The sequence below is a fragment of the Zobellia sp. 1_MG-2023 genome (assembly GCF_030549125.1).
GTDB lineage: Bacteria > Bacteroidota > Bacteroidia > Flavobacteriales > Flavobacteriaceae > Zobellia > Zobellia russellii.
Genome location: NZ_JAUOSY010000003.1, coordinates 453,281 through 479,025 on the forward strand (window position 1 = coordinate 453,281; position 25,745 = coordinate 479,025).

General features: G+C 38.3%; 22 protein-coding genes. 17 read left to right on the plus strand and 5 right to left on the minus strand.

What is annotated here, in order from left to right:
- Window positions 1–118: 118 nt before the first annotated feature.
- The 4 genes from Q4597_RS09345 (at window position 119) to Q4597_RS09360 (ending at window position 5,174) form a co-directional block, all read left to right on the plus strand.
- Window positions 119–1,042, plus strand: coding sequence for an NAD(P)-dependent alcohol dehydrogenase (locus Q4597_RS09345; protein WP_303405987.1), 924 nt, complete (start codon window positions 119–121; stop codon window positions 1,040–1,042).
- A 452-nt stretch (window positions 1,043–1,494) separates the two neighbouring features.
- Entirely contained in the window at window positions 1,495–2,433 is a 939-nt protein-coding gene (locus Q4597_RS09350) for a nuclear transport factor 2 family protein (RefSeq protein WP_289040377.1), read from the plus strand.
- Window positions 2,434–2,843: 410 nt separating this feature from the next.
- A complete protein-coding gene (locus Q4597_RS09355; RefSeq protein ID WP_303405988.1) occupies window positions 2,844–3,419 on the plus strand; it encodes a hypothetical protein in 576 nt (191 codons plus the stop codon).
- Window positions 3,420–3,557: 138 nt separating this feature from the next.
- Complete coding sequence (locus Q4597_RS09360) at window positions 3,558–5,174, plus strand: M1 family metallopeptidase (protein ID WP_303405989.1); 1,617 nt, start codon at window positions 3,558–3,560, stop codon at window positions 5,172–5,174.
- 66 nt (window positions 5,175–5,240) lie between these two features.
- Here Q4597_RS09360 and Q4597_RS09365 read toward each other — a convergent pair whose 3' ends face one another.
- A complete protein-coding gene (locus tag Q4597_RS09365; RefSeq protein WP_303405990.1) occupies window positions 5,241–8,273 on the minus strand; it encodes a ThuA domain-containing protein in 3,033 nt (1,010 codons plus the stop codon).
- Window positions 8,274–8,436: 163 nt separating this feature from the next.
- Between Q4597_RS09365 and Q4597_RS09370 the strand changes: the two genes are divergently transcribed.
- The 11 genes from Q4597_RS09370 (at window position 8,437) to Q4597_RS09420 (ending at window position 17,833) form a co-directional block, all read left to right on the plus strand.
- Complete coding sequence (locus tag Q4597_RS09370) at window positions 8,437–9,045, plus strand: methyltransferase domain-containing protein (protein ID WP_303405991.1); 609 nt, start codon at window positions 8,437–8,439, stop codon at window positions 9,043–9,045.
- Between the two features lie 77 nt (window positions 9,046–9,122).
- Entirely contained in the window at window positions 9,123–9,500 is a 378-nt protein-coding gene (locus tag Q4597_RS09375) for a hypothetical protein (RefSeq protein WP_289040385.1), read from the plus strand.
- Window positions 9,501–9,695: 195 nt separating this feature from the next.
- Complete coding sequence (locus tag Q4597_RS09380) at window positions 9,696–10,496, plus strand: MbnP family protein (protein WP_303405992.1); 801 nt, start codon at window positions 9,696–9,698, stop codon at window positions 10,494–10,496.
- 73 nt (window positions 10,497–10,569) lie between these two features.
- Window positions 10,570–11,619 (plus strand): cytochrome-c peroxidase, encoded by a 1,050-nt coding sequence (locus tag Q4597_RS09385; RefSeq protein WP_303405993.1) that lies wholly within the window; start codon window positions 10,570–10,572, stop codon window positions 11,617–11,619.
- Window positions 11,597–12,613 (plus strand): transporter, encoded by a 1,017-nt coding sequence (locus tag Q4597_RS09390; RefSeq protein WP_303405994.1) that lies wholly within the window; start codon window positions 11,597–11,599, stop codon window positions 12,611–12,613. Before Q4597_RS09385 ends, Q4597_RS09390 begins: the two co-directional genes overlap by 23 nt.
- Window positions 12,614–12,883: 270 nt before the next feature.
- Complete coding sequence (locus tag Q4597_RS09395; protein WP_303405995.1) at window positions 12,884–13,582, plus strand: DUF2490 domain-containing protein; 699 nt, start codon at window positions 12,884–12,886, stop codon at window positions 13,580–13,582.
- Window positions 13,583–13,617: 35 nt separating this feature from the next.
- Window positions 13,618–14,838, plus strand: coding sequence for a bifunctional alpha/beta hydrolase/OsmC family protein (locus Q4597_RS09400; RefSeq protein ID WP_303405996.1), 1,221 nt, complete (start codon window positions 13,618–13,620; stop codon window positions 14,836–14,838).
- A 129-nt stretch (window positions 14,839–14,967) separates the two neighbouring features.
- Window positions 14,968–15,603, plus strand: coding sequence for a hypothetical protein (locus Q4597_RS09405; protein WP_303405997.1), 636 nt, complete (start codon window positions 14,968–14,970; stop codon window positions 15,601–15,603).
- A 198-nt stretch (window positions 15,604–15,801) separates the two neighbouring features.
- A complete protein-coding gene (locus Q4597_RS09410) occupies window positions 15,802–16,413 on the plus strand; it encodes a superoxide dismutase family protein (protein WP_303405998.1) in 612 nt (203 codons plus the stop codon).
- A 77-nt stretch (window positions 16,414–16,490) separates the two neighbouring features.
- Entirely contained in the window at window positions 16,491–17,039 is a 549-nt protein-coding gene (locus tag Q4597_RS09415) for an RNA polymerase sigma factor (protein WP_215914676.1), read from the plus strand.
- Window positions 17,030–17,833, plus strand: a complete 804-nt coding sequence (locus Q4597_RS09420; RefSeq protein WP_303405999.1) for an anti-sigma factor — start codon at window positions 17,030–17,032, stop codon at window positions 17,831–17,833. Before Q4597_RS09415 ends, Q4597_RS09420 begins: the two co-directional genes overlap by 10 nt.
- Window positions 17,834–17,921: 88 nt before the next feature.
- Here the strand turns inward: Q4597_RS09420 and Q4597_RS09425 are convergent, their stop codons facing one another.
- The gene (locus Q4597_RS09425; RefSeq protein ID WP_303406000.1) at window positions 17,922–18,632 is read right to left on the minus strand and encodes a TIGR04283 family arsenosugar biosynthesis glycosyltransferase; all 711 of its coding nucleotides are present in this window, start codon (window positions 18,630–18,632) and stop codon (window positions 17,922–17,924) included.
- A gap of 164 nt (window positions 18,633–18,796) precedes the next feature.
- Between Q4597_RS09425 and Q4597_RS09430 the strand changes: the two genes are divergently transcribed.
- Window positions 18,797–19,585 (plus strand): DUF547 domain-containing protein, encoded by a 789-nt coding sequence (locus tag Q4597_RS09430; RefSeq protein ID WP_303406001.1) that lies wholly within the window; start codon window positions 18,797–18,799, stop codon window positions 19,583–19,585.
- Window positions 19,586–19,594: 9 nt separating this feature from the next.
- On the opposite strand, the gene Q4597_RS09435 is transcribed toward Q4597_RS09430, so the two are convergent.
- Window positions 19,595–20,695, minus strand: coding sequence for a BamA/TamA family outer membrane protein (locus tag Q4597_RS09435; protein WP_303406002.1), 1,101 nt, complete (start codon window positions 20,693–20,695; stop codon window positions 19,595–19,597).
- Between the two features lie 96 nt (window positions 20,696–20,791).
- On the opposite strand from Q4597_RS09435, the gene Q4597_RS09440 reads away from it, so the two are divergent.
- Entirely contained in the window at window positions 20,792–23,035 is a 2,244-nt protein-coding gene (locus tag Q4597_RS09440) for an RND family transporter (RefSeq protein ID WP_303406003.1), read from the plus strand.
- A 509-nt stretch (window positions 23,036–23,544) separates the two neighbouring features.
- On the opposite strand, the gene Q4597_RS09445 is transcribed toward Q4597_RS09440, so the two are convergent.
- Both Q4597_RS09445 and Q4597_RS09450 read right to left on the minus strand, forming a co-directional pair.
- Complete coding sequence (locus Q4597_RS09445) at window positions 23,545–24,828, minus strand: tetratricopeptide repeat protein (protein ID WP_303406004.1); 1,284 nt, start codon at window positions 24,826–24,828, stop codon at window positions 23,545–23,547.
- A gap of 93 nt (window positions 24,829–24,921) precedes the next feature.
- On the minus strand, window positions 24,922–25,731 hold the full coding sequence (locus tag Q4597_RS09450; RefSeq protein ID WP_303406005.1) for a DUF4331 family protein: 810 nt from the start codon (window positions 25,729–25,731) through the stop codon (window positions 24,922–24,924).
- Window positions 25,732–25,745 lie beyond the last annotated feature (14 nt).

Genomic DNA, 25,745 nt, shown 5'->3' on the forward strand with positions numbered 1-25,745 from the left:
AAAAATTATCCAGATAATCAAAAGGATTATGTATTTTTAGAAGCCTCAGGTAAAGCTTGGCTTAGGTTGCTAAGAACAAGTCCTTGTCGCTTTTTTCTCATCAATTAAAAAGAACGCTATGAAAGCAGCTGTTTATACGGAGTACGGTCCTCCAGAGGTTCTAAAATCAACAGAAGTTGAAAAGCCTAGCCCTGCTGATAATGAAATTTTAGTAAAAATACATGCGGCAACGGTTACTTCTGGTGACGCAAGGCTTCGTAGTTCAGACTTCCCTCCAATTTTCTGGTTACCGGCAAGGCTCATATTCGGGCTTTTTAGACCAAAAAAAAGAATTCTTGGTCACGAATTGGCTGGTGTTATTGAGGCTATAGGAAAAGATATAACCAAATTTAAAGTTGGTGATCAGGTCTTTGGAACAACAACTATGCTTTCCGGAGGTTCCTATGCAGAGTACGTATGTTTACCTGAAGAGTGGAAACATGGCGTAGTAGATTTTAAACCCAAAAACCTCAATTTTAAAGAAGCAGCGGCTTTACCCATTGGCGCTATGACAGCCCTATTCTTATTGGAGAAAGCAAATGTAAGTCAAGCTCAAAAGGTATTGATTTACGGTGCCTCCGGAAGCGTAGGTAGCTATGCGGTTCAAATAGCGAAACATCACGGAGCTACTGTAACGGGTGTATGTAGCGGTTCAAATTTTGAAATGGTAAAATCGCTTGGTGCAGACCATTTAATAGATTACAAAAAAACCGATTATTCTAATCTTGACCATACATTTGATATTGTTTTTGATGCAGTGGGAAAGACCTCCAAAACAAAAGCCAAGAGTGTTTTGAATCAAGCAGGAAGCTTTGTCACCATAAAAATGATGACCAAAGAAAAAACGGAACATCTTTCAAAAATTAGAACATTGGTAGAGGAAGGAAAACTAGTTCCTTATATTGACCAAAGTTTTAAGTTGGATGATATCGTAAAAGCACATACTTATGTTGACAGTGGAAGAAAAAAAGGTAATGTTGTTATTGAAATATTACCTTCTTAAATAAGCTTCACTACATATTTAGTTGCTATTTTAATTTCCCCATGTACCAAGTGTAAAATTAGTTCCTTACCGCTTCTTCCATCAATGCTTTGATAAGTAAATCCTGGGGTTCGGACAGTTTAAAACCCTATTCGTCCATAAAGGACAGTTCCTTCTTAGAATTATCGATTTCTTTAAAATAATAATCGGATTGTTGACACTGCTGTTTAGAGGTAAAAAAAGGGACACCTATGCCCTTCTCTGTTACCATATAAGTAGGCAAAACCAAAATTGCGATTAGTATTTATCCCTCCGGTCCTTAGCCTAACATTGATAACCCCCCGAAAAGTACGACATAAGTAATTTTCAGAATACCATAATTACCTGATAGTGTAATAATTAAATATTTAATGTTTCAAAAAAAAAAAAAACTCCAAAAAGCTTAACCAATCTAATAATTTAAACCAAGTACAATGAAAAAAACAATTTTTACGCTCGTTATGATGACATCGCTCATCACATTTGCCCAAAAGAAAAACGGAACAGTTTATAAGGACCACCCGGCCATTGATGTAGTTGCTAGTTTTACTCAGGCATTTGTAAAAGGAGATTCTACTAAGTTAGCTAGTATGCTAACCGAAGATTTTAAGGCATACAACGGTCTTTCCCAAGACCCTAATCCCGAAGGCACTGGAAAAGCTAAATTCGTAAAAAACTCGTACCGTTGGTTTGATGAGCTAGATTATTTTTCAGTTTCTGATTTTCCTGGTTCATATCCCGATGCCATTGAGTACAAAGAGGATAATAAGGAAAATGAGGTCTGGGTTCAAACATGGGACTTATTAAAAGGCATCCATAAAACTACGGGTGTAAAATTTTCTTCGCCAACGCATCGTCTTGTTTTAGTTACCAAGGACAATAAAATTAAAATGACGATCGAATACCTAAACGAAAACATTTTTGATGAGTTGAGAGCAAGTTTTGCTGACCGTACCAACGGTACGATTTACAACCATCATGACAATATCAATACCGTAAGAAAAGCTGTCTATGCATTCGAAAACTCAGATTTGGACAAGGCCATAAGTTACTATTCCGAAGATGCCTATTTTTATAACATAAATGACGATTTTAATACTCCTGGAACACGAGATCAAGTAAAAACTATCCGGCAAAAATTTCTTGACGATTTTGAAATTAAAAGCATTGAAATGATTGGCTATCCCGACTATTTGGAATATGAAATGGATAACGGAAGGTCCGTTTTATCTTGGTGGGATTTTCACCTTATCAGAAAATCGGACAAGAAAGAAATAGACTTACCCATTCATCTTAATGATAACTTTGACGAAGAGGGTAAAATAACATCTGAAGTTATTTACTATAATAAATCACTACTACTGGAAAAGTAATAATTACGCCGTGAAGTATAATGTACTTCACGGCATTTTTAAATTAAATGCAAATACAACTATTCTGAACCCTATTGAAAATTAAAAAATACAACTATAAATAAACAAGTTTACAAAGCCTTCACTACCGGCAATAGCCTTGTTGTATGAGACTATTGGATGAAGCGGTTGCCTGAAGCGAATTTGCAGTTTTGCTAAGAAGAGGTGCTCCAAAAAAAGACAAAGTAATATCTAATTAGTGGATTTTTACAGCCAATTACAACACAACTTATATCATCATTATAAGAATTTCGTGTGCCAGATTTACTTTCCAAATCCATTTTTCCATTGTTCGTTAATTGCAGTATTTCATCGATTTTGAAATTACACATTTGTAGGAAAAATTACATTCGCCCTTAAAATATATAGTTATGTCCGCTACATTAAGGCCGTTTGTTTTTTACTTACTCTTTACCCTATGTTCAATTGATTTTGTTCAGGCCCAACCCAATAAAGGGCGATTTATAAAGGCATCTATTGGTTATGGCATTACTTTGCCTCTAGATGAGTACAACATAACTGGTTCGGGATTTTACACTCAAGGAGAATATGTAATTGGTATACGTAAGTGGTTTGGTATAAGACCTTATGCCGGAGTTATTTTTACCTCTCCAAACGAAACTGTTACGGACGCCAACCTCCTACAATACAAGGTTACGGCCAAAGCCTTTATGATTGGAGGCAAGGCCCGTATAGTTGCGCCCATACCCTATGTTGCTCCCTACTTTGAACTTGGTCTTGGCACGTCTATAGGTTCTTTTGAGACTTACACCCCAGCAACCCATATAAAAGCTAATGGAGTACAATTTCATGTTCCTTTTAGTTTAGGTCTCGCCATAGGTAAAAAGCACGATTTTGAACTTGAATTCACCTATTACACCTACCCTTCTTTGGAACAAGTTTCAGGAGCAATGGCACTGGGCTTTACTTTTCCCATAAACCGATAACTTATTTCCAAACAAAATTAATCATGGCCAATGCGAGATATAGAGACCTTGCATTTTCTATTAAATTCTACATAAATAAGAGGCATCAAAAAAATTTAAAACTCTATCTTGAACCTTGTTCAAAAGATTTAAGATTTTATGAAGAAAAAAATGCTAGCATTCATGCTGATGGGAATAACATCGGCAGCTATTGGTCAGGAATTTACGGAACAGGATACCTTAAGAGGAAGCATTACCCCTGAACGGGAATGGTGGGACCTTAACTACTACCATCTTGATGTTGCCGTAGACCCGGATAAGAAGTTTATTTCCGGAAGCAATACCATCCGCTATAAAGTGTTGAAGAAAAACCAAGTGTTGCAGGTAGACCTTCAGCCTCCATTAACTATAGAAAAGGTAACTCAAGACGGAAAAAAGCTTGAAGTTGTCACCAATGGTAATGCTCATTTTGTTCAACTGAAGAAAAAGCAAAAAAAGGGCGATTTCAACCAAATAAAAATATACTACTCAGGGCATCCAAAAGAAGCCGTAAATGCCCCGTGGGACGGTGGTTTTTCTTGGAGAAAAGATAGTAACGGAAAAGACTTTGTAGCCACCTCTAACCAAGGGTTGGGCGCAAGTGTATGGTGGCCCAACAAAGACCATATGTATGACGAGGTAGATAGTATGCTCATAAGTGTAAAAGCTCCAAAAGGACTCATGGATGTTTCTAACGGTAGGCTAAGAAAAGTAGACAAGGATACAAATACCTACCATTGGTTCGTTTCAAACCCTATTAATAATTACGGTGTAAATGTCAACATTGGCGATTATGTTCATTTTGGCGAAAAATATGATGGGGAGAAAGGTACGTTGGACATGGATTATTATGTGCTTCGCGATAACCTAGAAAAGGCCAAAGAACATTTTAAAGATGCTCCAAAAATGATGAAGGCTTTTGAGCATTGGTTTGGTCCCTACCCTTTCTATGAAGACAGTTTTAAGCTGGTAGAAGTTCCGTATTTAGGAATGGAGCACCAAAGTTCCGTTACCTACGGTAATCAATATAAAAAGGGATATCTAGGTAGAGATTTATCCGGAACAGGTTTGGGGCTGAAATTCGATTTTATAATCATTCACGAGGCCGGTCACGAATGGTTCGCTAACAATATTACCTACAAGGATATTGCGGATATGTGGATCCATGAAAGTTTTACGGCCTATTCCGAAAATCTGTTTTTAGACTTTTACCTAGGCAAAGAAGCTTCTTCTGACTATGTGGTTGGTACCCGTGCCCTTATAAAAAATGACAAGCCCATTATTGGCCCATATGATGTAAATACAGAAGGCTCTGGAGACATGTATTACAAAGGCGCCAATATGCTGCATACCATACGACAATTGATTGGTGACGATGAAAAATGGCGACAAATTCTACGGGGTTTAAACAGCGAGTTTTATCACCAAACCGTAACCACTAAGCAAATTGAGGACTATATTTCAAAAAAATCGGGAATAGACTTGTCCAAAGTATTTGATCAGTATTTACGTACTACTATGATTCCTGTTTTAGAATATAAAATTAAGGGCAACCAACTAGAATATAGATATACCAACACAGTTGATGGTTTCCATATGCCACTCAACGTTTTGATCAATGGCAAGGCCACTACGCTTACACCAACCGACGAATGGCAAACTCAACAGTTAGAAGGCAAGCTTTCTACATTGACTGTAGACCGCAATTATTACCTAAACCATAAAGAAGTAAAGTAATACACAAAATACCATAAAAAAAGGGGCCACATGTACATGTGGCCCCTTTTTACTTTTTATAACGTACTATTTAGATGAATCCGTTTCCTTTGCTCTTAATACAACGGTTTTCATACCGGTAAGTGGTATAGTTCCTTCTTGACCTTTATCCGTGTAGGATGCGGTTATGACCATAACCTTATCATCTTTTGTAGGTTTAGGTACAATACTACCCGATGCAGGAAGCGATTTAACCTTGGCCGAAGTATCTGCTAAAGACATAATGTATTCTACCACTTGCCTTGTTTCGTCTTGCGTAATGTTTGGGTGTGCAGGCATTACCACTTCTCCCCAAACTCCGCCACCACCAGAAACAATTTTCTTCTGAAGGTAAGACTTTGCTCTTTTGTCTTTACTATATTTATTAGCTACATCTGTATAGTTTGGACCAATTGAAGGACCGGACTCTTTATGACAGGTCTTACAATCCATACCTTGTGTAAGGGCCTTTCCGGTAACAGCTGCTGAAACCTCTTGATGGCCCAAAGACATACTTTGTTCATCAAAGCTCTCTAAATAATCTACCGATACATAAATGTTCTTAGGGTCAATTGCATCCCCATCGGCATCCGTAGCTTTTACTTCATAGGTTACGGGAACCCCTTTTTCAAAAGTAGTGCTGCCATCTCCAAGGTTAATAGCTACCTCTGGTCTGGAATTACCCGCAACAATAGGAACTACCTTACTTTTAACGGCATCGCCTTGGGCATCCTTTACTTCTACGGAAATATTGTATTCGCCTGGAGTGCTAAATGTATGGCTGATTTCCGGTTCGGAAGTTTCTTTTGTTTCTCCGTTACCTAAGTTCCATATATAGGAAATAGCATCGTCTTCACGATCTCTTGCCGCTACTTTAGCGTTAACCGTAAGTGGTAATTTACCGGAAGTATGATCTACGATCATATTATCTATAATTGGTGGTCGGTTTCCTCCATTGTATTCAATATAACTTAAACCAGAATCTTCATTTTGGGTAAACCAACCACTTCCGTATTCTAGTAAATAGATTCTTCCGTTAGGTCCCATTTCCATATCGATCAAGTTATTCACCTTAATATCCGAAGCAAACGGTTCCATTTTATTTAATGTACCGTCTTCAAAGAAACTTACGGCTTTCATCCATCCTCGCATCCATTCGTAAATAATGGTCTTTCCGTTAAAATAATCGGGAAGACTACCTCCGTTTGGATATAAATCCGAATAATAGGTTGGTCCTGCCATGGCATTTCTACCACCGGTACCCACTTCGGGAAATTCTTTGGTTTCATCGTACGGATAGTAGATGTAAGCCGATTTTGCAGGAGGAAGCTCACGAAGCCCCGTATTGTTCCTAGAATCGTTTATAGGCTTTTCTGGGTCAAAAGTGATACCGCTCTCCCCGTTTTCATAATCATAGTCTACATACGGCTTGTTGTTTCCTATAAATAAAGGCCAACCAAAATTGCCGGCTTCCGTAGCTCTGTTCATTTCATCATAACCTTTAGGGCCACGGGTTTCAAACTCGTCTTTACGAGCATCCGGTCCTACTTCACCCCAATACAAAGTACTGTTCTTTTGGTCTACTGAAATACGGTACGGGTTTCTGTGTCCCATGGTATAAATTTCCGGACGTGTTTTTTCCGTTCCCTCTGCGAACAAGTTGCCCTCAGGAATATCATAGCTACCGTCTTCATTTATTTTTATTCTGATAATTTTCCCCCTAAGGTCATTGGTATTCCCAGAAGACCTACGCGCATCATATTGCTCATGACCGGGAATATCGTTTAACGGTGCATACCCATTGTTAACGTATTTTACTCCTTTTTCGTTAAATGGAGTGGAGTTGTCACCCGTTGAGAGATACAACAATTTGTCCGGCCCAAATGCAATTGACCCTCCGGTATGACAGCAAATTTCACGTTGTGAGGCTACATCTAATATCACCTGCTCAGAATCCATATCCAACGCCCCATCTTTATACTTAAAGCGAGATAAACGGTTTACCCATTCATCTCCAGTGGGTGCATAGTAAAGGTATATCCAATTGTTCGTAGCAAAATCAGGGTCTTTCTGGAGTCCCATTAAACCTTCTTCTGCATTAACACCAGGGGTATTCAAGGTTTTAAAATACACATCTAAAGAAGCTATTTCCTTTAGCTCCTGGGTAGCATCGCTATATAAAGCAATCTGACCACGACGCTGTGCGATTAACACATCATTATTAGGTAATACAGCCATTTCTGTAGGTTCAAAAAATTCGCCTACACTCAACTGCTTTTTAGTAAAACGGTCCACATCCGGTGGTATCCGTGTAGTAGCCTTGGAGTAATCCAAAACTTTATTTTCACCAATGGCATAGTTGATACCTCCAAGTAAATGTTTTAAGAACAGTTCCTCGGAAAAGGTTTCGTCCGTATGTCCCGCTCCAGTGTAAAAAGCTCTACCTCCATCATATTCATGGTACCATGCAAATGGATGATAATCTCCATTTGTTCCTCCTTCGTAAGTAGACTCATCTACGGTCATGACCACATGAACATCTGGATTTAGTTTGTTATAGTTATAGATTTCATCACTTCTGTGCCAAACGGAATCCGTAAAAAACTCCGTTGCCCCAAAGTTTTTGTCCGTAACAATAAAATCAGCTTCCGGTGTGCCTTTAGGGTGACTGCGGAACTGTGCTCCCACCAGTTTGGTGTACCAGCCCCAATCGTATTCCGTATCGGCTGCTGCGTGTACGCCAACGAAACCACCACCTGCTTGAATGTAACGTTCAAAAGCGGCCTCTTGCTTGGCATCCAAAACATTTAGCGTAGTGCTTAAAAAGATGATTGCGGAATATTGCTTTAAATTATCCTCGTTAAAAAGTTCTGAATTTTTCGTGGTGTCCACTTCAAAACCTTGTTCACCACCCAATTTCTGAATAGCAGCTATACCGGCCGGAATGGATTTATGTTTCCAACCAGATGTTTTGGAAAAGACCAAAACTTTAGGCTTACCTTCTCTTTTTTGATTACCGTCACCACAACCGGCTAGAATCAGTCCTACCATCAGGACCAAAATGGATACTGTTTTTTTCATAAATGATATACTTGAATATGTTGGGTTAGTTTAGAAACAAGTTTTAAATGTAAGGATTAGCTTTCTAATCGCCCAAAAGGAAGTGTCAGAAATACAATTTTGGGATAAAATTAATACACTTTGACCTGAATTTTATAGTCATTGGAAATTTCGGATTAATTTCATGACAAAAAATACGATGAACGAACTGCGTACTTATTGGACACAACGTTACAAAGAAAACAACACGGGATGGGATATAGGCTACCCTTCCACCCCTATAAAAACATACGTTGATCAATTAACGGATAAAGACCTATCAATTTTAATACCTGGTGCCGGAAACGCCTATGAAGCCGAATATCTTTGGAAGCAAGGATTTAAGAATGTATATGTGATGGATATTTCCGACATTCCCTTGAAGAAATTTGAAGAGCGAAACCCTAAATTTCCAAAGAGCAATTTACTGCTTGAAAACTTCTTTCTCCACAAAGGACAGTACGACCTTATTTTGGAACAAACCTTTTTCTGCTCCTTTATTCCTACAGATGACAACCGCACATGCTATGCCCAGCAAATGGCCAGTCTTTTAAAACCTTTGGGGAAATTAGTAGGGGTTTGGTTTGATATTCCATTGACGGGTGACATGGAAAAACGCCCCTTTGGAGGTAATAAAGAATTGTATTTAAAATATTTGAGTTCGTTTTTCAAAACAAAAACTTTTTCAAAATGCCATAATTCTATACCGCCAAGGAGCGGTAATGAGCTATTTGGCATCTTCGAAAAAAAATAAGAGGTACTTTCTGTTAAGAATACCATCTTTTTGCCCTTATCCTGTCATCAATTGAAAAAAGGAACTATTTTTGCCCCATGAAGCAGTACGTAGTACTTTTCGTAACTTTTGTAATGATGGTCAAACCCCTTTGGCCAGTGGCCGAGTATATTGCCAACTACGATTATATTGTAAACGTACTCTGCGAGAACAAAGACAAACCAATGCTTAACTGTGACGGTAAATGTTATCTTGCCAAGCAGCTCGCCAAAGAATCCGAAGAAAATAGTAAAAACCCTTTTGGGGAAAAACAGTCAAAAGTAGAGATACAGACCGTTGTTTTCTTTCAATCTCTCCTACAAATAGATTTTGGTGTTGATACCTTTTACACACCACAAGGGAACTATAAAACTGAATCCAATTTAATTTCCCTTCTCTTAACTTCCGATATAGCCCAACCACCCGAGTTGGCTTAATCCATTTCTGCAGAATTGCTTTTATCCGTATTTTAAAAAACACGGATAAGCGCACATATTCAACATGCTTCACCTTTTTAGAATTGGAGCACCCCTTTCATAAACAATAATTCAAAAAAATCTATTGAATTCGGTTCCTGATGTAGAAAAAAATAGACTGCATTAGGAAAACCATTCAACATAATATATTTACCAATGAAAAAATCATTATTAGCCCTTTCAGTCATTTTCGCACTAGTTCTAACCTCTTGTTCAGACAATGATGACGTTAACGAGGAAACCCTAACCGGAAGTGGTGAAATATCTTTAAAATTTGACAATGGCTATAACGGCAACGACCTTGTCTTAGGGACTGCCAATACAGCTAATGCCAACGGCGAAGTAATTACCGTAAAACGTTTTAGCTACATTATAAGCAACATTAGTTTTATTAATAAAGACGGGGAAGAGTATATCTACGCTAAAGACGATAGTTATTTTATTATCAATCAAGAAACGGAAGAAGATCTAATTGCCCTTGCAGACATTCCTGCCGGCGAATACACTACCGTGAAATTTGGAGTTGGCGTTGACCAGGAAAAATATCTACAAGGTGCTGAAGGACAAGGTGATTTCTTAACGCTAGCCGAAGAAAACAATATGATGTGGTCTTGGCAAGCCGGCTACAAATTCTTGAACTTTGAAGGGACGTTTACCTCCGAGACTATAACCGAAGCCACAGAGTTTAAAATTCATATGGGAAGTCATGGGTCAAGTCTGGATAACTACAAAGAAGTTACCCTTGCACTACCGGAAAATGTAGTTGTTGGAGATGGAATAGATTCTAACATTCACCTAAAAATTGACGCCTCCAAAATATTGGTAGGTGGCACCAACAGTATTGAACTTACTGAAAAGCAAGTTATCATGGTTGATGCTGAAAAATCTCCTCAGATTGCCGTTAACACCTCTGAATTTTTTGTAGTAGACCATATTCATAACGGTAACGGTCACTAAAAAGGTCCTGCTATTACAGCAACAATAATTGGCAACCGGTTTTCGTATAGCCGGTTGCCTTAATTAGATTAAAATGCTTAAAACAATCCTATATACAGCATTACTATCGCTGGTTTTATATTCTTGTAGCGCTTCCAATGAAGATGAGTACCAAGCTATTAATGAACCATTGGAGTTCTCCGTACCTTCTAATTTTCCTGAGGCAACTTATAACTTGGAGGCCAATCCGCCCACCCAAATAGGCTTTGAGCTTGGAAAGAAGCTTTTTTATGATGGCCGCCTATCCAGCAATGGATTTATATCATGTGGTTTTTGTCACGAACAAAGAACTGCTTTTACGCATCATGGTCATCAATTTAGTCATGGTATAGATGATTTGGAAGGCGTTAGAAACACTCCTGCGATACAGAATGCCGCTTTTATGAAAGAATTTGCTTGGGACGGAGCCACAAATCATTTGGACTTGTTTCCTATCATACCCATTACCAATGAAGTAGAAATGGGTGAAACGGTAAGCAATGTCATAAACAAAATTAAAAGTGACGATGAATACAACCGTTTGTTTGCCTCCGCTTTTGAAGATGGGGAAGTAAACAACGAAAATTTCCTTAAAGCCCTTGCCCAGTTTATGGTTATGATGGTGTCCTCAAATTCTAAATATGATGCATACGTACGCCAAGAAGAAGGCGGGACTTTTACCGCGGAAGAATTGGAAGGACTATCCGTTTTTCAAAATAAATGTGTATCCTGCCACGCTACTGACCTTTTTAGCGATGATGCTTTTAGAAACAATGGTCTGCCTCCAAACCCTTCACTTAATGATATAGGCCGTGAAGAAGTTAGCGGAGATGCCGCAGATCGCTACAAATTTAAAGTGCCCAGTTTAAGAAATGTGGCCCTTACCGCTCCATATATGCACGATGGTAGATTTGGCACTTTAGAGGCGGTACTGGATTTTTACAGCGGGTCGGTTACTGATTCTCCTACTCTAGATCCTATTCTAAAACAAGACGGTATTTTGGGCATAGCCCTTACCGAAAACGAAAAAAATGTGCTGGTGGCTTTTTTAAACACACTAACCGATGAAACTTATATAAACGATGAACGATTTGCAGAATACTAAAACCTGGTGCCGGTTTTTAACTTGCCTATGTGTTGGCTTTTTTACGGCCATTTCTTACAGTAATGATAAAATTACAAACATAGACCCAACTCCAAACAATTGTGCTACCCACATACATTATGATGGTGAATATTTTGATTTTTGTGACACCTGCGGTTGCGGCAGTAGCGGAGGAAGTATGGGGTATGGCACCGGACTTAACAATAACTTTATAGGCATACGCTATATTGGGCAAGAATACCGATCTAGAGATGGTATTTTTGCTGATTCTCCTTGGATTACAGAAAACTTCAACACCATACAAGCATGGGCCAATATACCCATTACCAAGAGAGCCATCCTAAATGTCATTGTACCTTATCAATTCCACAACAGGGTTCTTCCGGATAATACGGAACAGAACATTAACGGTATTGGAGATATTAGTGTTCTAGGGTACTATAATTTACTAAAATCCACTCCGGACACTATCGTTTCCATTAAACCGGAACACTATTTTCAATTAGGAGGAGGTATTAAAATGCCTACCGGCAAATATGACAAAGACAATAATGAGGGGAGTGTTAACCCAAGCTTTCAACTGGGCAATGGTAGTTGGGATTATGTACTGGCCATGAATTACGGCTTCACCTATAGAAATTGGGGTATAAGCACTATGGCCAATTACACCATTAAGACCAAAAACCCCAAAGACTACCAATTTGGAAATCAATTAAATTTGGGAATTAACGCATTCAAAACCTATTATATCTCGGATTTCTCCATAACCCCAATTATTGGTGTGGCCGAAGAAATATATGGTACTAATAAAGAACTGGGATTTGATGTGGCGGATACCAAAGGTGATGTGTTCTTAGGAAAATTAAGTGTGGAAGCCAGTTACAATAGATACGCTTTGGGACTGACAGGAATGCTTCCTATTAGCCAGAATTTAAATAGCGATAAAGTAGAACTCCGAAATAGGGTCTCTGTTTACTTGAATATTAATTTATAGTTTATTTTTTGTTCCTAATCCTGCTTTCGGTATGTAGTAATCATTTGAAAGCAGGATGTTTTATTTATACATGGCAGCTACAACACCTCGGTAACAGGGCAAACCAAACTACATGAATTCCATTTTAAACGTACCACGTTTTATTTTTCCCTAACGTACACCTTCTCCTTAACACCCCTTTAAGAATTGAAACTCAAAGTTTTTGGTATATTTATGACTTTACCAAAAACTCAACATGTTTTCCAAGGAAAACCAAATCCCCGATTTTTAATGAAGCGAATTTTACTAAGTCTCACATTTCTATGTTCAATTTTTAGCAATGCCCAAGAAACTGGGGAGAACAGCCTAGGTAGTTGGCATATGTATTTTGGAACGAATAAAATATCTGAAAAACTCAGTATTCATACGGAAGGCCAACTACGTTATTACGAACAGGCAAAAAACTTCAATCAGCTATTATTGCGCACAGGACTAAACTACCATATTAACCCAAATGCCATAGCCACTATGGGTTACGGGTATATTACTACCGATGGCACTTTTGAGGAATTCCCGGATGAGACCAATTCCAAGGAACACCGTATTTTTGAGCAACTTATCCTAAAAAACAAGGTTGGCGATTTTCTATTTGAGCACCGTTATAGGCTTGAACAACGTTTTTTGGATTTTGGGGAAACTACGGATACCCAGCACAGAGCTAGATATAGATTGCAGGTCACCCTGCCCCTGACCAATACTTTTTTCCTGAATTTTTATGATGAGATTTTCTTGAATCTCCAAGATGAAGTTTTTGGGCAAAACCGCTTATATGCGGCCCTTGGCATAAATGTAACGCACAACCTTAGTGTACAGGCAGGTTATCTTAAAAATCACTTCCCTTCGGCAAATTTTGATAGATTGCAGATAGGTGTTTTCTATAATCCCGACCTAAGAGGTATATTCAATAAAAATGACAGTGGCAGTTTATAGCAAACCAAGGTGTCGTTTTACGAAAACAAGTGTAAATGAAACTTCAGAAGGTTACTTTTCAGAACAAAGACGGGCAGAGTCTAATAGGCAGGTTAGAATTGCCCGCCAACAGGCACCCGCATAATTTTGGCATTTTTGCGCATTGTTTCACCTGTACCAAAAATTTAGCTGCCGTACGTAATATAAGTAAGGCGCTTACCGCAAACGGATTTGGGGTTTTACGTTTTGATTTTACTGGTTTGGGAGAAAGCGAAGGAGACTTTGCCGACACTAATTTTTCCGGTAATGTTGAAGACCTTGTTGCCGCCGCGTCCTATCTAAAAGATAATTACAAAGCCCCTACCCTTTTGGTAGGCCATTCATTAGGAGGGGCCGCTGTTATATTTGCTGCCGATAAGATAAGTTCCGTTAACGCCCTAGCAACCATAGGAGCACCGTCTAAACCCGTTCATATAGAGCACCTACTGCAAAGTGGAATTCCAGAAATTGAGGAAACGGGAAAAGCGGTTATTAACCTTAGTGGTAGAGACTTTACCATTAAAAAACAGTTCTTGGACGACTTGCAGCACAAGTCGCTGCCACAAACATTGAGCAAACTCCGTAAACCTCTGCTTATTCTACATTCGCCCCAAGACAGCACAGTAGAAATAAAAAATGCCGAAGAAATATATGTAGCCGCCCACCATCCCAAAAGTTTTGTTTCCTTAGATGGCGCGGACCATTTGCTATCTAACAAAAAAGACTCGCTATATGCCGGTGAGGTCATTTCCGGATGGGCCAAACGATATCTAGAAATAGATACAGAGCGCGCTGAAGAACCAAAAACAAAACATCAAGTAGTGGCCAGTTTAGATTTTGATGATGATTTTTCCACTCAAATGAAAGTAGGCAACCATTTTATGCTGGCCGATGAACCTGTTGATGTAGGCGGTAACGATTTTGGACCTTCTCCTTACGAGTTGGTTTCTGCCGGTCTTTCGGCTTGTACGGCAATGACCGTTCAGATGTACGCCAAAAGAAAAGGGTGGAAAATAGACAATATAGAAGTGCATACTTCCTATAGTCGTAGTCACGCCGCAGATTGTAAAGATTGTGAATCAGATGCCGCAAAAATTGACACTTTTACAAGGGAAATAAAACTTACTGCCGATCTAGACGAAAAACAGAAATTACGTATTCTTCAAATTGCGGATAAGTGCCCCGTTCACAAGACCTTACATAGCAAAACACAGGTTGTAACCACACTTATAAAATGAGGCAAGAAATATCTTCTTTAAAAACTACGCACCCATTCAGTTTTATGTGTTAAAATCGTCTTGATCCTACCTTGGTTTCGCTCTAAGAATGATTAACTTTGATGCCAAACCTAAAAAATCACAGTGAACATGAAAAAAATTAAATTGATAGTCCTTGGACTACTGTTAGTTGGCGCTTTTAGCTGTAAAGAAGCTAAAAAAGAACAAGAGCAAAGTACCGAAGCACAAGCTGCGACAGAAACTTATAGCCTGGTACAGGACTCTACTAAGGTTAGCTTTACGGCCTATAAGACCACTGAAAAATTACCGGTTGGCGGCAAGTTCACAAAAATAAATATTACAAAAGCAGGCGAAGGTGATTCTCCTATAGCTGCTTTGGATGGTACGGAATTTAGCATTCCCGTAAGCAGTTTGTTTACCAACGACGCTACAGGCACGCGTGACCCAAAAATTCTGGAATTCTTTTTTGGAGTAATGGAGAACACTGAACTTATTTCTGGTGTATTCAATATTTCAGAAGATAACAATTACTTTATTGATGTTACACTTAACGGTAACACTGCAACTATTCCTTTGACTCATAAAGCCGTTTCGGATACCTCTCTAGTTTTTGACGGTGTTATGAATCTAGAAGAGTGGGATGCCCTAGATGCCGTTGCTTCCATCAACAAAGCCTGTGAAGCATTACATACGGGTAAGGATGGAGTTAGCAAAACATGGAGCGAAGTAGCCGTTCATGCAGAAGTATTGCTTCAAAAGAACTAAGAAATAAAAAGGAAGTACCTGAGTTTCCTTTAGTATCTCATAAAATTATCCTCTTACCAGTACTTATTTGGTAAGGGGATTTTTTATACCCTCTATTTTTTAACGCAATAAAAAAGAATCGTGCCGCATACGATTACGAAGGTTGAAAGCGCCCTAATTTCTTATTACATTTCAACTTAATCACAAAACATCAAGACAATGAAAAATATAAAACTAGGGGTTATAGCAATGCTTGCATTGACTATGATTAATTGCAAAGAGACCAAAAAGAATGCAGCAGACACATCTACAGATGGCATGAACAAAGGTGCAGAGCCAATGGAGAATAGTGCATCTGAAATGCAAACAGGGGACATGGACAATACACTAACCGTCATGATGACTTCTAAAAGCAATAGTAACATGAACGGTGAAATTACCTTTGTTCAAAATGGCGATAAAGTTGAAATGACAGCTAAATTTTCCGGTTTGGAAAAAGGTTCGCACGCCATACATTTACATGAAAACGCAGATTGTTCATCCGATGACGGTAAATCTGCTGGTGGTCATTGGAACCCTACTGACGAACCACATGGAAAATGGGGCGCGGACAAAGGATTCCATAAAGGTGACATAGGTAATTTTACAGCCGATGCAGACGGAAATGCTACCGTAGAGTTCTCTACCGATAAGTGGTGTATAGGTTGTGATGATGAAACTAAAAATATCATAGGGCGTTCGGTAATTGTACATAAAGGTCAAGACGATTTTACTTCTCAACCCAGTGGAGATGCAGGTTCTAGAATTGGTTGTGCCGGCATTACCAAATAATCGTATTAGTAGACTTTAACACCAAAAACCGCTGTTACCAGCGGTTTTTTCTATCTTTAACTCATTTACTATAAATTATGGATTTAGACACTTTGGTCGTTCGCTTCCAAAAAAAGGATATTCTGGCTTTTGAAAAGCTTTACGATATGTATTGGGAAAATATATGTGGCGTAATATACACTATTGTAAAGGATAGGGGCTTATCAGAGGAAATCTGTCAGGATGTTTTTGCCAAGGTTTGGAACAATTCGGACAGCTACAATGCTTCAAAAGGACGTTTTTTTACATGGATTTTGAATATTGCCCGAAATGCTGCCATCGATAAAGTGCGCTCAAAATCCTATAAAGACCAGAAAAAAAACCTATCGGCAGATTACTTCGTAGGTATTTTGAACAGAGCGGATAGTCCTGAAGAAAACAAAGAAGAGATAGACACTTCCGCGCTTAAAAAATTGGTTTTGAACCTTAAGGAAAAATGTCTGGAGATTATTGAAATGCTTTATTTCAAGGGTTACACCCAAACAGAAGCATCAAAAGAGCTGGACATTCCCTTAGGCACCGTAAAAACACGAAATAGAAGCTGTATTTCCCAATTACGGAAAAATGTTACATTAGAATGGAAGTAGACAAATATATAGCATCGGGAATTTTGGAACTCTACGTGGCGGGAGCGCTCACGGAAGAACAAAATATTGAGGTGTTTCAATATGCACGTGAGCATACTGAAATACGAGAAGAGATATTGGCTATAGAAGCATCTATTTTGGAGTTGACCAAAACCGTTGCTCCAAAATTGGCCAAAAGAAAAGGTTTTGATGATGTTAAGGTACGTATTGGTGAAAGAAAAGACACCAAAGTAGTTCAGTTTCCTAAGGAAAAATCCAATTGGAGCAGTTATACAGGTTGGGCCGCTGCCATTTTATTGGGTGTTGGTATGGCGTGGTTCTACAATGAAAATACACAACTTAAATCAGACATTAATGTTGTTGAACAACAGAACCAAATCCTGGAACAAGAAATTTTTGAAGCACGCGGGTCACTGGCCAATACCAATGAGTTGTTAACTAAACTTAGGGATAAAGACATTATCCTTACACCTTTGGGCGGTCAAGAAGTTTCTCCTACCTCCTATGCCAAGGCGTATTGGAACCAGAAGGAAGACAAAGTGTATATAGATGCGCAAGGTTTACCGGAACCTCCGGACGGTATGGTGTACCAAGTATGGTCTCTAAAACTAGACCCTTTAACGCCTACCAGCATGGGACTTCTAGAGGATTTCACCGAAGACGAAAACAAGATTTTTACTTTGGACAATCCAAACCAGACCGAAGCTTTTGGTATTACACTTGAGCCAGCAGGTGGTAGTGAATCACCTAATTTAGAGCAGCTCTATACATTAGGAGCAGTAGCATCTTCATAATAGATTATAACTCTGAGCTAAAAGAGCTTTGCCATTAACGGCAAAGCTCTTTTTATTCATAGGATTGTGCTATATACGCAAATAATTATCATGTCTTATGTTGATAGTCCCTATTAATAAGTGAATTGTGGACAAATTTTAGCCTATGGGAAGGAAGCCCCATTCTAAAGAGAATTACAAGTAATAGATTTGTTAGGTTTACGCGCAGGTAGGAGTTACTTTCATATTTTCTAGCAGAAACAATTAAATCACTGTTTACGATGGTGTACGGAATATGATTTTTTTTCATTCGTTTAAAAAATTCAAAATCCTCCATCAAAATCTGCCGCTCATTAAATTTGCCGAGCAGATCAAAAGTAGAGCGTTCTATAAAAAGGCATTGATCACCTCCACCCGTAAAGATGCCATCCTTACCGGTAAATGAAGCGTTAATATTCAATAAAAAACTCTTTTTATCAAACTGGTACGAGAAAAACCCAGCCTCATATTTTCCTCTCAATGCATTTTCTATATCACACAAAAATGTTTTGGGGGGTTTTACATCTGCATGCAAAAACGCCAAAATAGTCCCCTTTGCCAAAGCAGCACCCGTATTCATTTGTACTGCCCTACCCCTGTCTTTGCATCTAACAAATGAAATATGTGAAGAGACCTCCAAGTTCTCCGAGCCATCCATGCTATCACAAGAAAGCACCACAATAACCTCAAAAACAACCCCGTTAGAATTTAATTCAAGTGAAGGTAGTAGATGTAACAAATTCTGCCTTTCGTTGTGAGCAGGTATAACAATAGATATCATAGCGTTGTATAAGTTTTTTCAAGAGCTAATTTGTTAATCAATAAAATTGCTCTTACAAACCATATCTACGTAATTTTAAAAGAAAGGTTTCGCTATAATTAGCAACCAAACCTTTGGTTCCAATATTACGTAGGTAACAATAGTACAATTCTAAACAAGAACCCATGAACGGTATCCGATATAAAAGTCCTGTTATTTTATTATTCTTTATTTTGCTCATTGCCCCCATTTACGGGCAAACGGACAATAGCAAAATTTTAGACCTGAATATACTCTCGGAAACTTTTTTAACTAGGGTACGTAATAACCAGGAAACTAATGACATACAAGCCCAACTTTACAATACCACTTTAGAAAATCTGGAAGAAGGATTAAATACAGATGAAAAAAAAATAGCCTTTTGGGTCAATATTTACAATGCCTATATTCAAGTTATTCTATCCAACTACCCGGAAAAATATGAGAACCGAAGAACTTTTTTCAGTTCGGAACAAATACCCATAGCGGGCCGGCTGGTTTCTTTTGAGAAAATAGAGCACGGTATTATTAGAAAATCGCAGTGGAACTTGGGACTGGGCCTTATACGTAAATGGTTCCCGAATAAATTTGAACGGAAACTAAGGGTAGACCAAAGGGACTACAGAGTTCATTTTGCACTAAATTGTGGAGCAAAAGACTGTCCGCCAGTTGCGATATACAATCCGGACAAGCTAAACGAACAGCTCAACCAAAGTACCGCTGCACATTTAACAAAGACCTCTACTTATAACCAAAAAACCGGAGAAGTCGCTGTGACCACCCTATTCAGTTGGTTTAGGGGAGATTTTGGTTGTAAAAGTGGGGTGAAGGATATTTTAAAGGAATTTAATATTATTCCAACTACAAAAAATATTGATTTAAAGTATAAAGATTACGATTGGACCTTGGATTTAGATAATTGGACCAACCTTTAAACCCCGTTTCTAAAATGCTTCTTTTATCGTAAAATAGAAGTTACCTCCTTCGCTAGACATACCATAATCTGCGCGTATACGCACACCATCTCTCTTATTGATAATGTACCGGAGCCCAACTCCTGCCGCATTTTTATAGGCAGATGAAAACAGATTGTCAAACGAGGGCGCTACTGATCCAGTAGAACCAAAAACCGCTCCACCAAATCTTCCGGCAATTGGAAATCTATATTCCAAAGCCATACTCAATTCCGAATTATCCTGAAATCTTCTGTTATTGATACCTCGGGTACGCGGAGATCCCAAATAAAACAAATCGTAAAAAGGAGTACTCTTACTACTTCCCCCTAAAAAAACATTGGCAGCAACTACCTGTTTTTTTCCCACCTTCTGATAAAAGCGATTGTCCAATTGAAATTTAGAATACTTAAAGCTAGAACCCAAAATTTTACTAGAAGTATAAATGCTTCCCTGAATATAGAATCCTTTGGTTGGGAAAAAGATGTTATCCCGTGTATCGTAAAACGCCTGTATACCAATGTTTGATATTGTACCGTCTTTCTTTCCTGGAACATCCGAGGCTTCTAAAATTCCATCCTCTTTAATTTTCAGACTACTAAAGCTATCAAACTCATAACCCAATCCTATAGAAAAACTGGGAAGTACCTCACGCATCAAAGCCAAGCGCGCCCTAGGAAAGGTAACCTCATAGACTTCTTCGTCCTCCTCCTTACTATCAATTCCAACTCCATAAAAATTATAGAAGTACTTATAAAAACCCAATTCCCCTAAAAAACGCCATTTCTCATTATCCTTATAAAACTCAAAAGGCATATATAGTAAAAATTGACTTTTAGTAGTATAGCTTAGCCCCAACTGTATGGATGAAGGCCTCGTTTCTCTCTGTTCGTTTCTGAGCCAAAAATTGGCAATACCTATACCTCCAAACCCAAAAGCGGTTTCCGGTGTATAAAATGCTACGGGAAAAGCAGAAATTTTTAAATTCTTAACGATGGAGTCTTGACTACTTTGTTGCTGTTTTTGAGCAATTATAAAATTAAAGCTTAAGCAAAGTAACAAGGCGGGCAATATTCTCTGTATGTTGGTCATTCTTTGTTTTAAGATACCTTATGTTTTAGTAAAGTAATTGATTATCGTCTTTGAATGGGGTAATTTAGCGCTATAATTGTTCAGCAGATATTCCATATGCATAAATTACTTGCTTTAAAGAAAACCGTACTACTTGCCTTTGGTGTTTTGAGTGTTTTAGCGGCAATGTCTCTTAATGATTTAAAGTTCTCTTTTGATTTTAGTCAGTTTTTCCCACAAGGAGACCCGGACCTTGTTTTTTATAATGAATTTATTGACGAATTTGGTACCGATGATAATTTTCTACTAGTTGCCGTAGAAAATAATTCCGGTGTTTTTGAAGAAGAGTTTTTAGAACGTTTTCATGAACTATCAAAAGAATCCCGAAAGCTTCCGTACGTAACCGAATCCCAATCTCTTACAACTCTTTTTTATCCCTTAAAAACCTCATTTGGTTATACCAAATTACCCATTATCCATTTAGATGACCCTTCCCAGTATAAAACCGATCTAGAAAAAATACGGGAAGACAACCTATATGTTAATGCGCTAATAGATGAAAATGCCAAGTCTTTGGTACTGGCGTTGGAAACGGAGAACAAACTTGATTACGAGCAGAGCATTGTTCTTTTGACCGAAGTTAGAGCACTGTTGGCTAAATATGAGTTACCCGACCATCACCTTTTGGGCCGCGCCTATTTTTATGAGGCGTTGGTGGCCATGCAAAAACAAGAGGTCATAAAAACAAGTATCGCCTCCATTCTCTTGATATTCATTGTTTTACTATTGATTTACCGCAAAGTCATCATTGTTTTCATAGCCTTGTTTTCCATAACCATAGCGCTCTTGCTCTTTATGGGGCTATTGTCCGTATTAGGAAAGGAGCTTAATGCAATGGCTGCTTTCTACCCTATTTTAATGCTCATAGTGGGCACTTCTGATGTAATTCATATTGTAGATGATTATCTAAATAAACTTAAGACAGGGCTTTCCAAAGAGAACGCGTTATTATCTGCATTAAAAGAAGTAGGTACCTCAACGCTTTTAACCTCTGCCACTACCGCAATAGGGTTCGCATCATTACTAACGTCAAAATCCAGTAGTATTAGTGATTTTGGTATAAATGCTGCTTTGGGAGTCTTAACGGCTTTTGTTACAGTAATTTTTCTAACTAGTGCTCTTATATTACTACCAAAAAAAGAGCTATTATTACCTAAGGAGACAACATCTAACCTATGGCCTGGGCTACTGGGCAAGGTGAATGATTTCACCAAGAAAAGACACCGACCTATACTTTACGGAAGTTTTATATTTACACTAGTCTGTGCATTTGGAGTTACCAAAATAGATACCAACTATCAAATTAAAGAAAGCTTACCGACCAATAGCCCTATTGCCACAGATTTTCAATTCTTTCAAGACCACTATTCCGGTTTTAGGCCATTAGAAGTGGCTATCATGATCCAAGGTAGCAGCAAAATATCCGATTTTGATGTAATCCAACAAATTGAACTGGCAGAGCAACAACTGACGCAAGAGGCACCTATAAAAAACATACAATCCGTTACAACATTTTACAAAGCCCTTAACAAAGCTCACAACCTAAATAAAACGGAATATTTTACACTACCCCAAGACCATAAGACTTTTGACATTTATAAAAGAGACATCAAAAAAATGGCCCATAAACAGTACAATAAATATGTAAACGGAAACGAGACCAAAGCCAGAATAAAGGCGAGAGTACTAGATGTTGGCACAGATACTCTAAATCTACTATATAAAAGATTTGACAATTTTATCGCAAGTCAAACGGACTCCTCCAAAGTAAAATTTAAACTTACAGGAAGTGGGGTGCTCTTGGACAAAAACTCTTATTACATTCAAGATAGCCTCATATCCGGGCTTTTAGCAGGTTTACTGATTGTAGCTCTTATTATGACCCTTCTTTTCAGAAACTACAAACTGCTACTAATTTCATTACTGCCCAACCTAGTTCCCCTTTTGTTTGCAGGGGCTTTGTTAGGATATTTCGGTATTCCCTTGGAATCTACAATTTCCGTTGTTTTTGCTATTGTTTTTGGAATTGCCGTAGATGACACCATTCACTTTTTAGGAAGGTACAAGTTATGTAGAGATAGAGGGTTGGATAAAGAAGAAGCCCTAAACATAACTTTTTCGGAAACCGGTAGAGCGTTAATAATAACTACGCTTACCTTGTTCTTTGGCTTTTTAATCTTACTATTCTCAGCGCATGCCCCAAGCGTTACTATTGGTTTATTGGTAAGTGTAACCCTATTAACCGCACTGGTGCTGGATTTACTGCTATTGCCCGTTCTAATTAGATCTTGGTTGAAATAAGGACGGAAATGAGCAAAAACACAGCTTAAACAGAAAATACGCGTACAGTATCAACTTATGTTGTGAGTTCCAACAAAATGTAACTCTCCCGTCAATTCTGTATTATCGTAGAAAACGATAACGGTTATTTTTCAGTTTTAAGGGATTTTCTAAGGGCTCGTCGAGCTATTACGATGCGGTATAATAAAATAGACATAAATGAAAGCCAAGCGAAGAAAAGAATGTATTCCATAACACTACTAATTTTGGGGACTATTTAGGTTAAATCGTTCTTATTCAAGGTATAGTATAATACCATAGAATAGCATATGTGTAATTTGGAAGGTAAACATAATAATTAGTTTTGAAATTTCCTACACTAAAGTTAAAAAAAACACAATTAATTTGTTTTTTTCATTAAAAAAGGTGCCAAAACTACTGTTTTGACACCTTAAACAACAACTCTAATCTAAAAACCTCTATGAAAATCAAACAGTTGCGAAGTAAAACCTCAACAAGCCATTTATCTTTTACAAATTCATAATACTTTTTTCTGACGAAGGCCCTAATTCATAAACTGCACCAACCAATTCTGCTTTTATTTCTTCGGCCTTTTCTATCTGTCCGGTCGCCTTATAAATTTCAGCCGCATAAAGTAGTATACCGGGTTCAAAAGTTTTGCCTTCAATATACTCTTGAACAATTTCCAAGGCTTTCTCTTTATCTCCCTTTTTGAAATGACTATACGCTAACAAACTATAGGCTTCCGGAGTAGGTCTATTACCCACTTCCTCTCTTGAGAGCTGCAATGCTTTATCAAACTGGTCCGTACGATCTAAATAAAGTGAAACGTTATAGGCATTGTACATATCTCCATATGCCGGGTTTTTCACCATTTCAAAATATGCATCAAAATTGGATAGACTTTTTAAATCATCTCCCATAAAATCTGCAATCTCGGCCTTCAACAAATAATAATCCGGCGCTTTGTAAGTTTTTGTAACAGAATCAAGAATACGCATGGCTTCCTCTGCTTTTTTTTCGTGCGAGAACACGATCCATGCTATTCCTTTCTTGGCATATGCGTTACCAGGATCTAACTCCAATGCTTTTAAGTAGTGCTTGTATGAGTCTTCAATTCTTCCGGCATGACCGTAATAGTCTGCCAAATTGGTGTATGCCCATAGCCTTAACTCTTTATTTTTTGAATCATCGGCCTTTTGTTTTGCCTTTTCCATAAACCGTATGGTAGTATCCAAGTCGCCTTTGTAATCATTCCATTTTGCCAATCGAATGAGATATCCAAAATCGTTCATGTTCTTTAAACTATCCAAGTAACTTTCAGCTTTACTGTAGTTGCCCAGTTCCATATTCACATCAAACAAAAGCCCTAAAGTTTGGTCTACTCCACTGTTTACCGTTCGTGCTGAATCTGCAAGTTGCACGGCCTCTCTAAAACGGTGCTGCGATACATAATTTCTGGCCAAAGCCCTATAATAACCGGCCTTTCCTATAGCGGCTATATCTACCGCTTTTTTCAGAACCTGCTCGGCCTTTTTTAAGTATTGTATGTCTCCAGTATTTTTAAAATACCGGTTGTACTCCCCTCCTACTATACCAAAGCTCATAAGTTGCGAGCTATCCGGTTTTATCTTTGAATTCCAAAGTTCAAAATACTTTGAAGTTGTGTTGGCCGGTTGAGAGGTCAAATATTTATTATAATCTTCCTTATGTGTCAACAGGTCTTCTCCCTCGGTTTTACATGAGGAAAGAAAAAGCAACACAATGCATAGGGAAAGGGTAATGTATTTCATCTTCAAGTTTTTAAGGTTCGGAAATTATTGTTTTAAAAAAGGGAGGACGGGATTACCATCCTCCCCACTCCTTCTTTTTCATAGACTTGCGCCTTATTCAGGAGCTCCCAAATAAGGGAATGTACCTGTAGGTTGTGCAGTAAAAGCAACACCATCCGAAACTAATCTTGGAAAAGTACCTACACCTTCTACTTCTTGTCCGTTAAAACGTGCTCCATCACCTCCACCAAATAGTAGAATTAGAGAAACATCAATAACATCATCTTGTAACGTTCTACCCGTTAAACCAATAGCTCCTTCATAATTTGGAGCACCTGTACCCGGGTTAAAATAGGTAGTTGGCAAATCTGGAGCAACCTCCAGAACATCGTTCGCTAGAATTGTGGTTAAAAGTTCTGCACTCACAGGATTATCAGTAAAACCATCCTTATCAGGACCATTCAAAATATCTCCTAAAATATTAGGTTGATAATTAACGTCCTCCGGGTTAAGACCTAACAACTCTGCATACACATCATGCAAACCTTCCAATCTATTTTCAAAATCTTTTTGATAAAACTCAGCTATAGTAGATGGTACAGCTTGGTTGTAAGGATCTTTAAAATCAGGAATACTCAATACTGTATTGATTCCTGGTCTACCCATAAAATCTACTTGAGCGTAGGTTCCTGAAAAATCCGGAGGTGTAACCATCATTCCGTCACCACCATCTCCGTCACCGCCACCATCTTCGCACGGCTGACAAGAAGTACCACCACAATCTACACCGGTTTCGGTACCGTTCATAACACCATCCGTACAACTGGTCTCTACCATTTCTAAAGCGTCATCATCATCGCAAGCAACAAACATGGTAGCTGCACAAAGCGAGAGAAACATATATTTTAAAGTATGTAATTTCATTTTTATTGATTTTA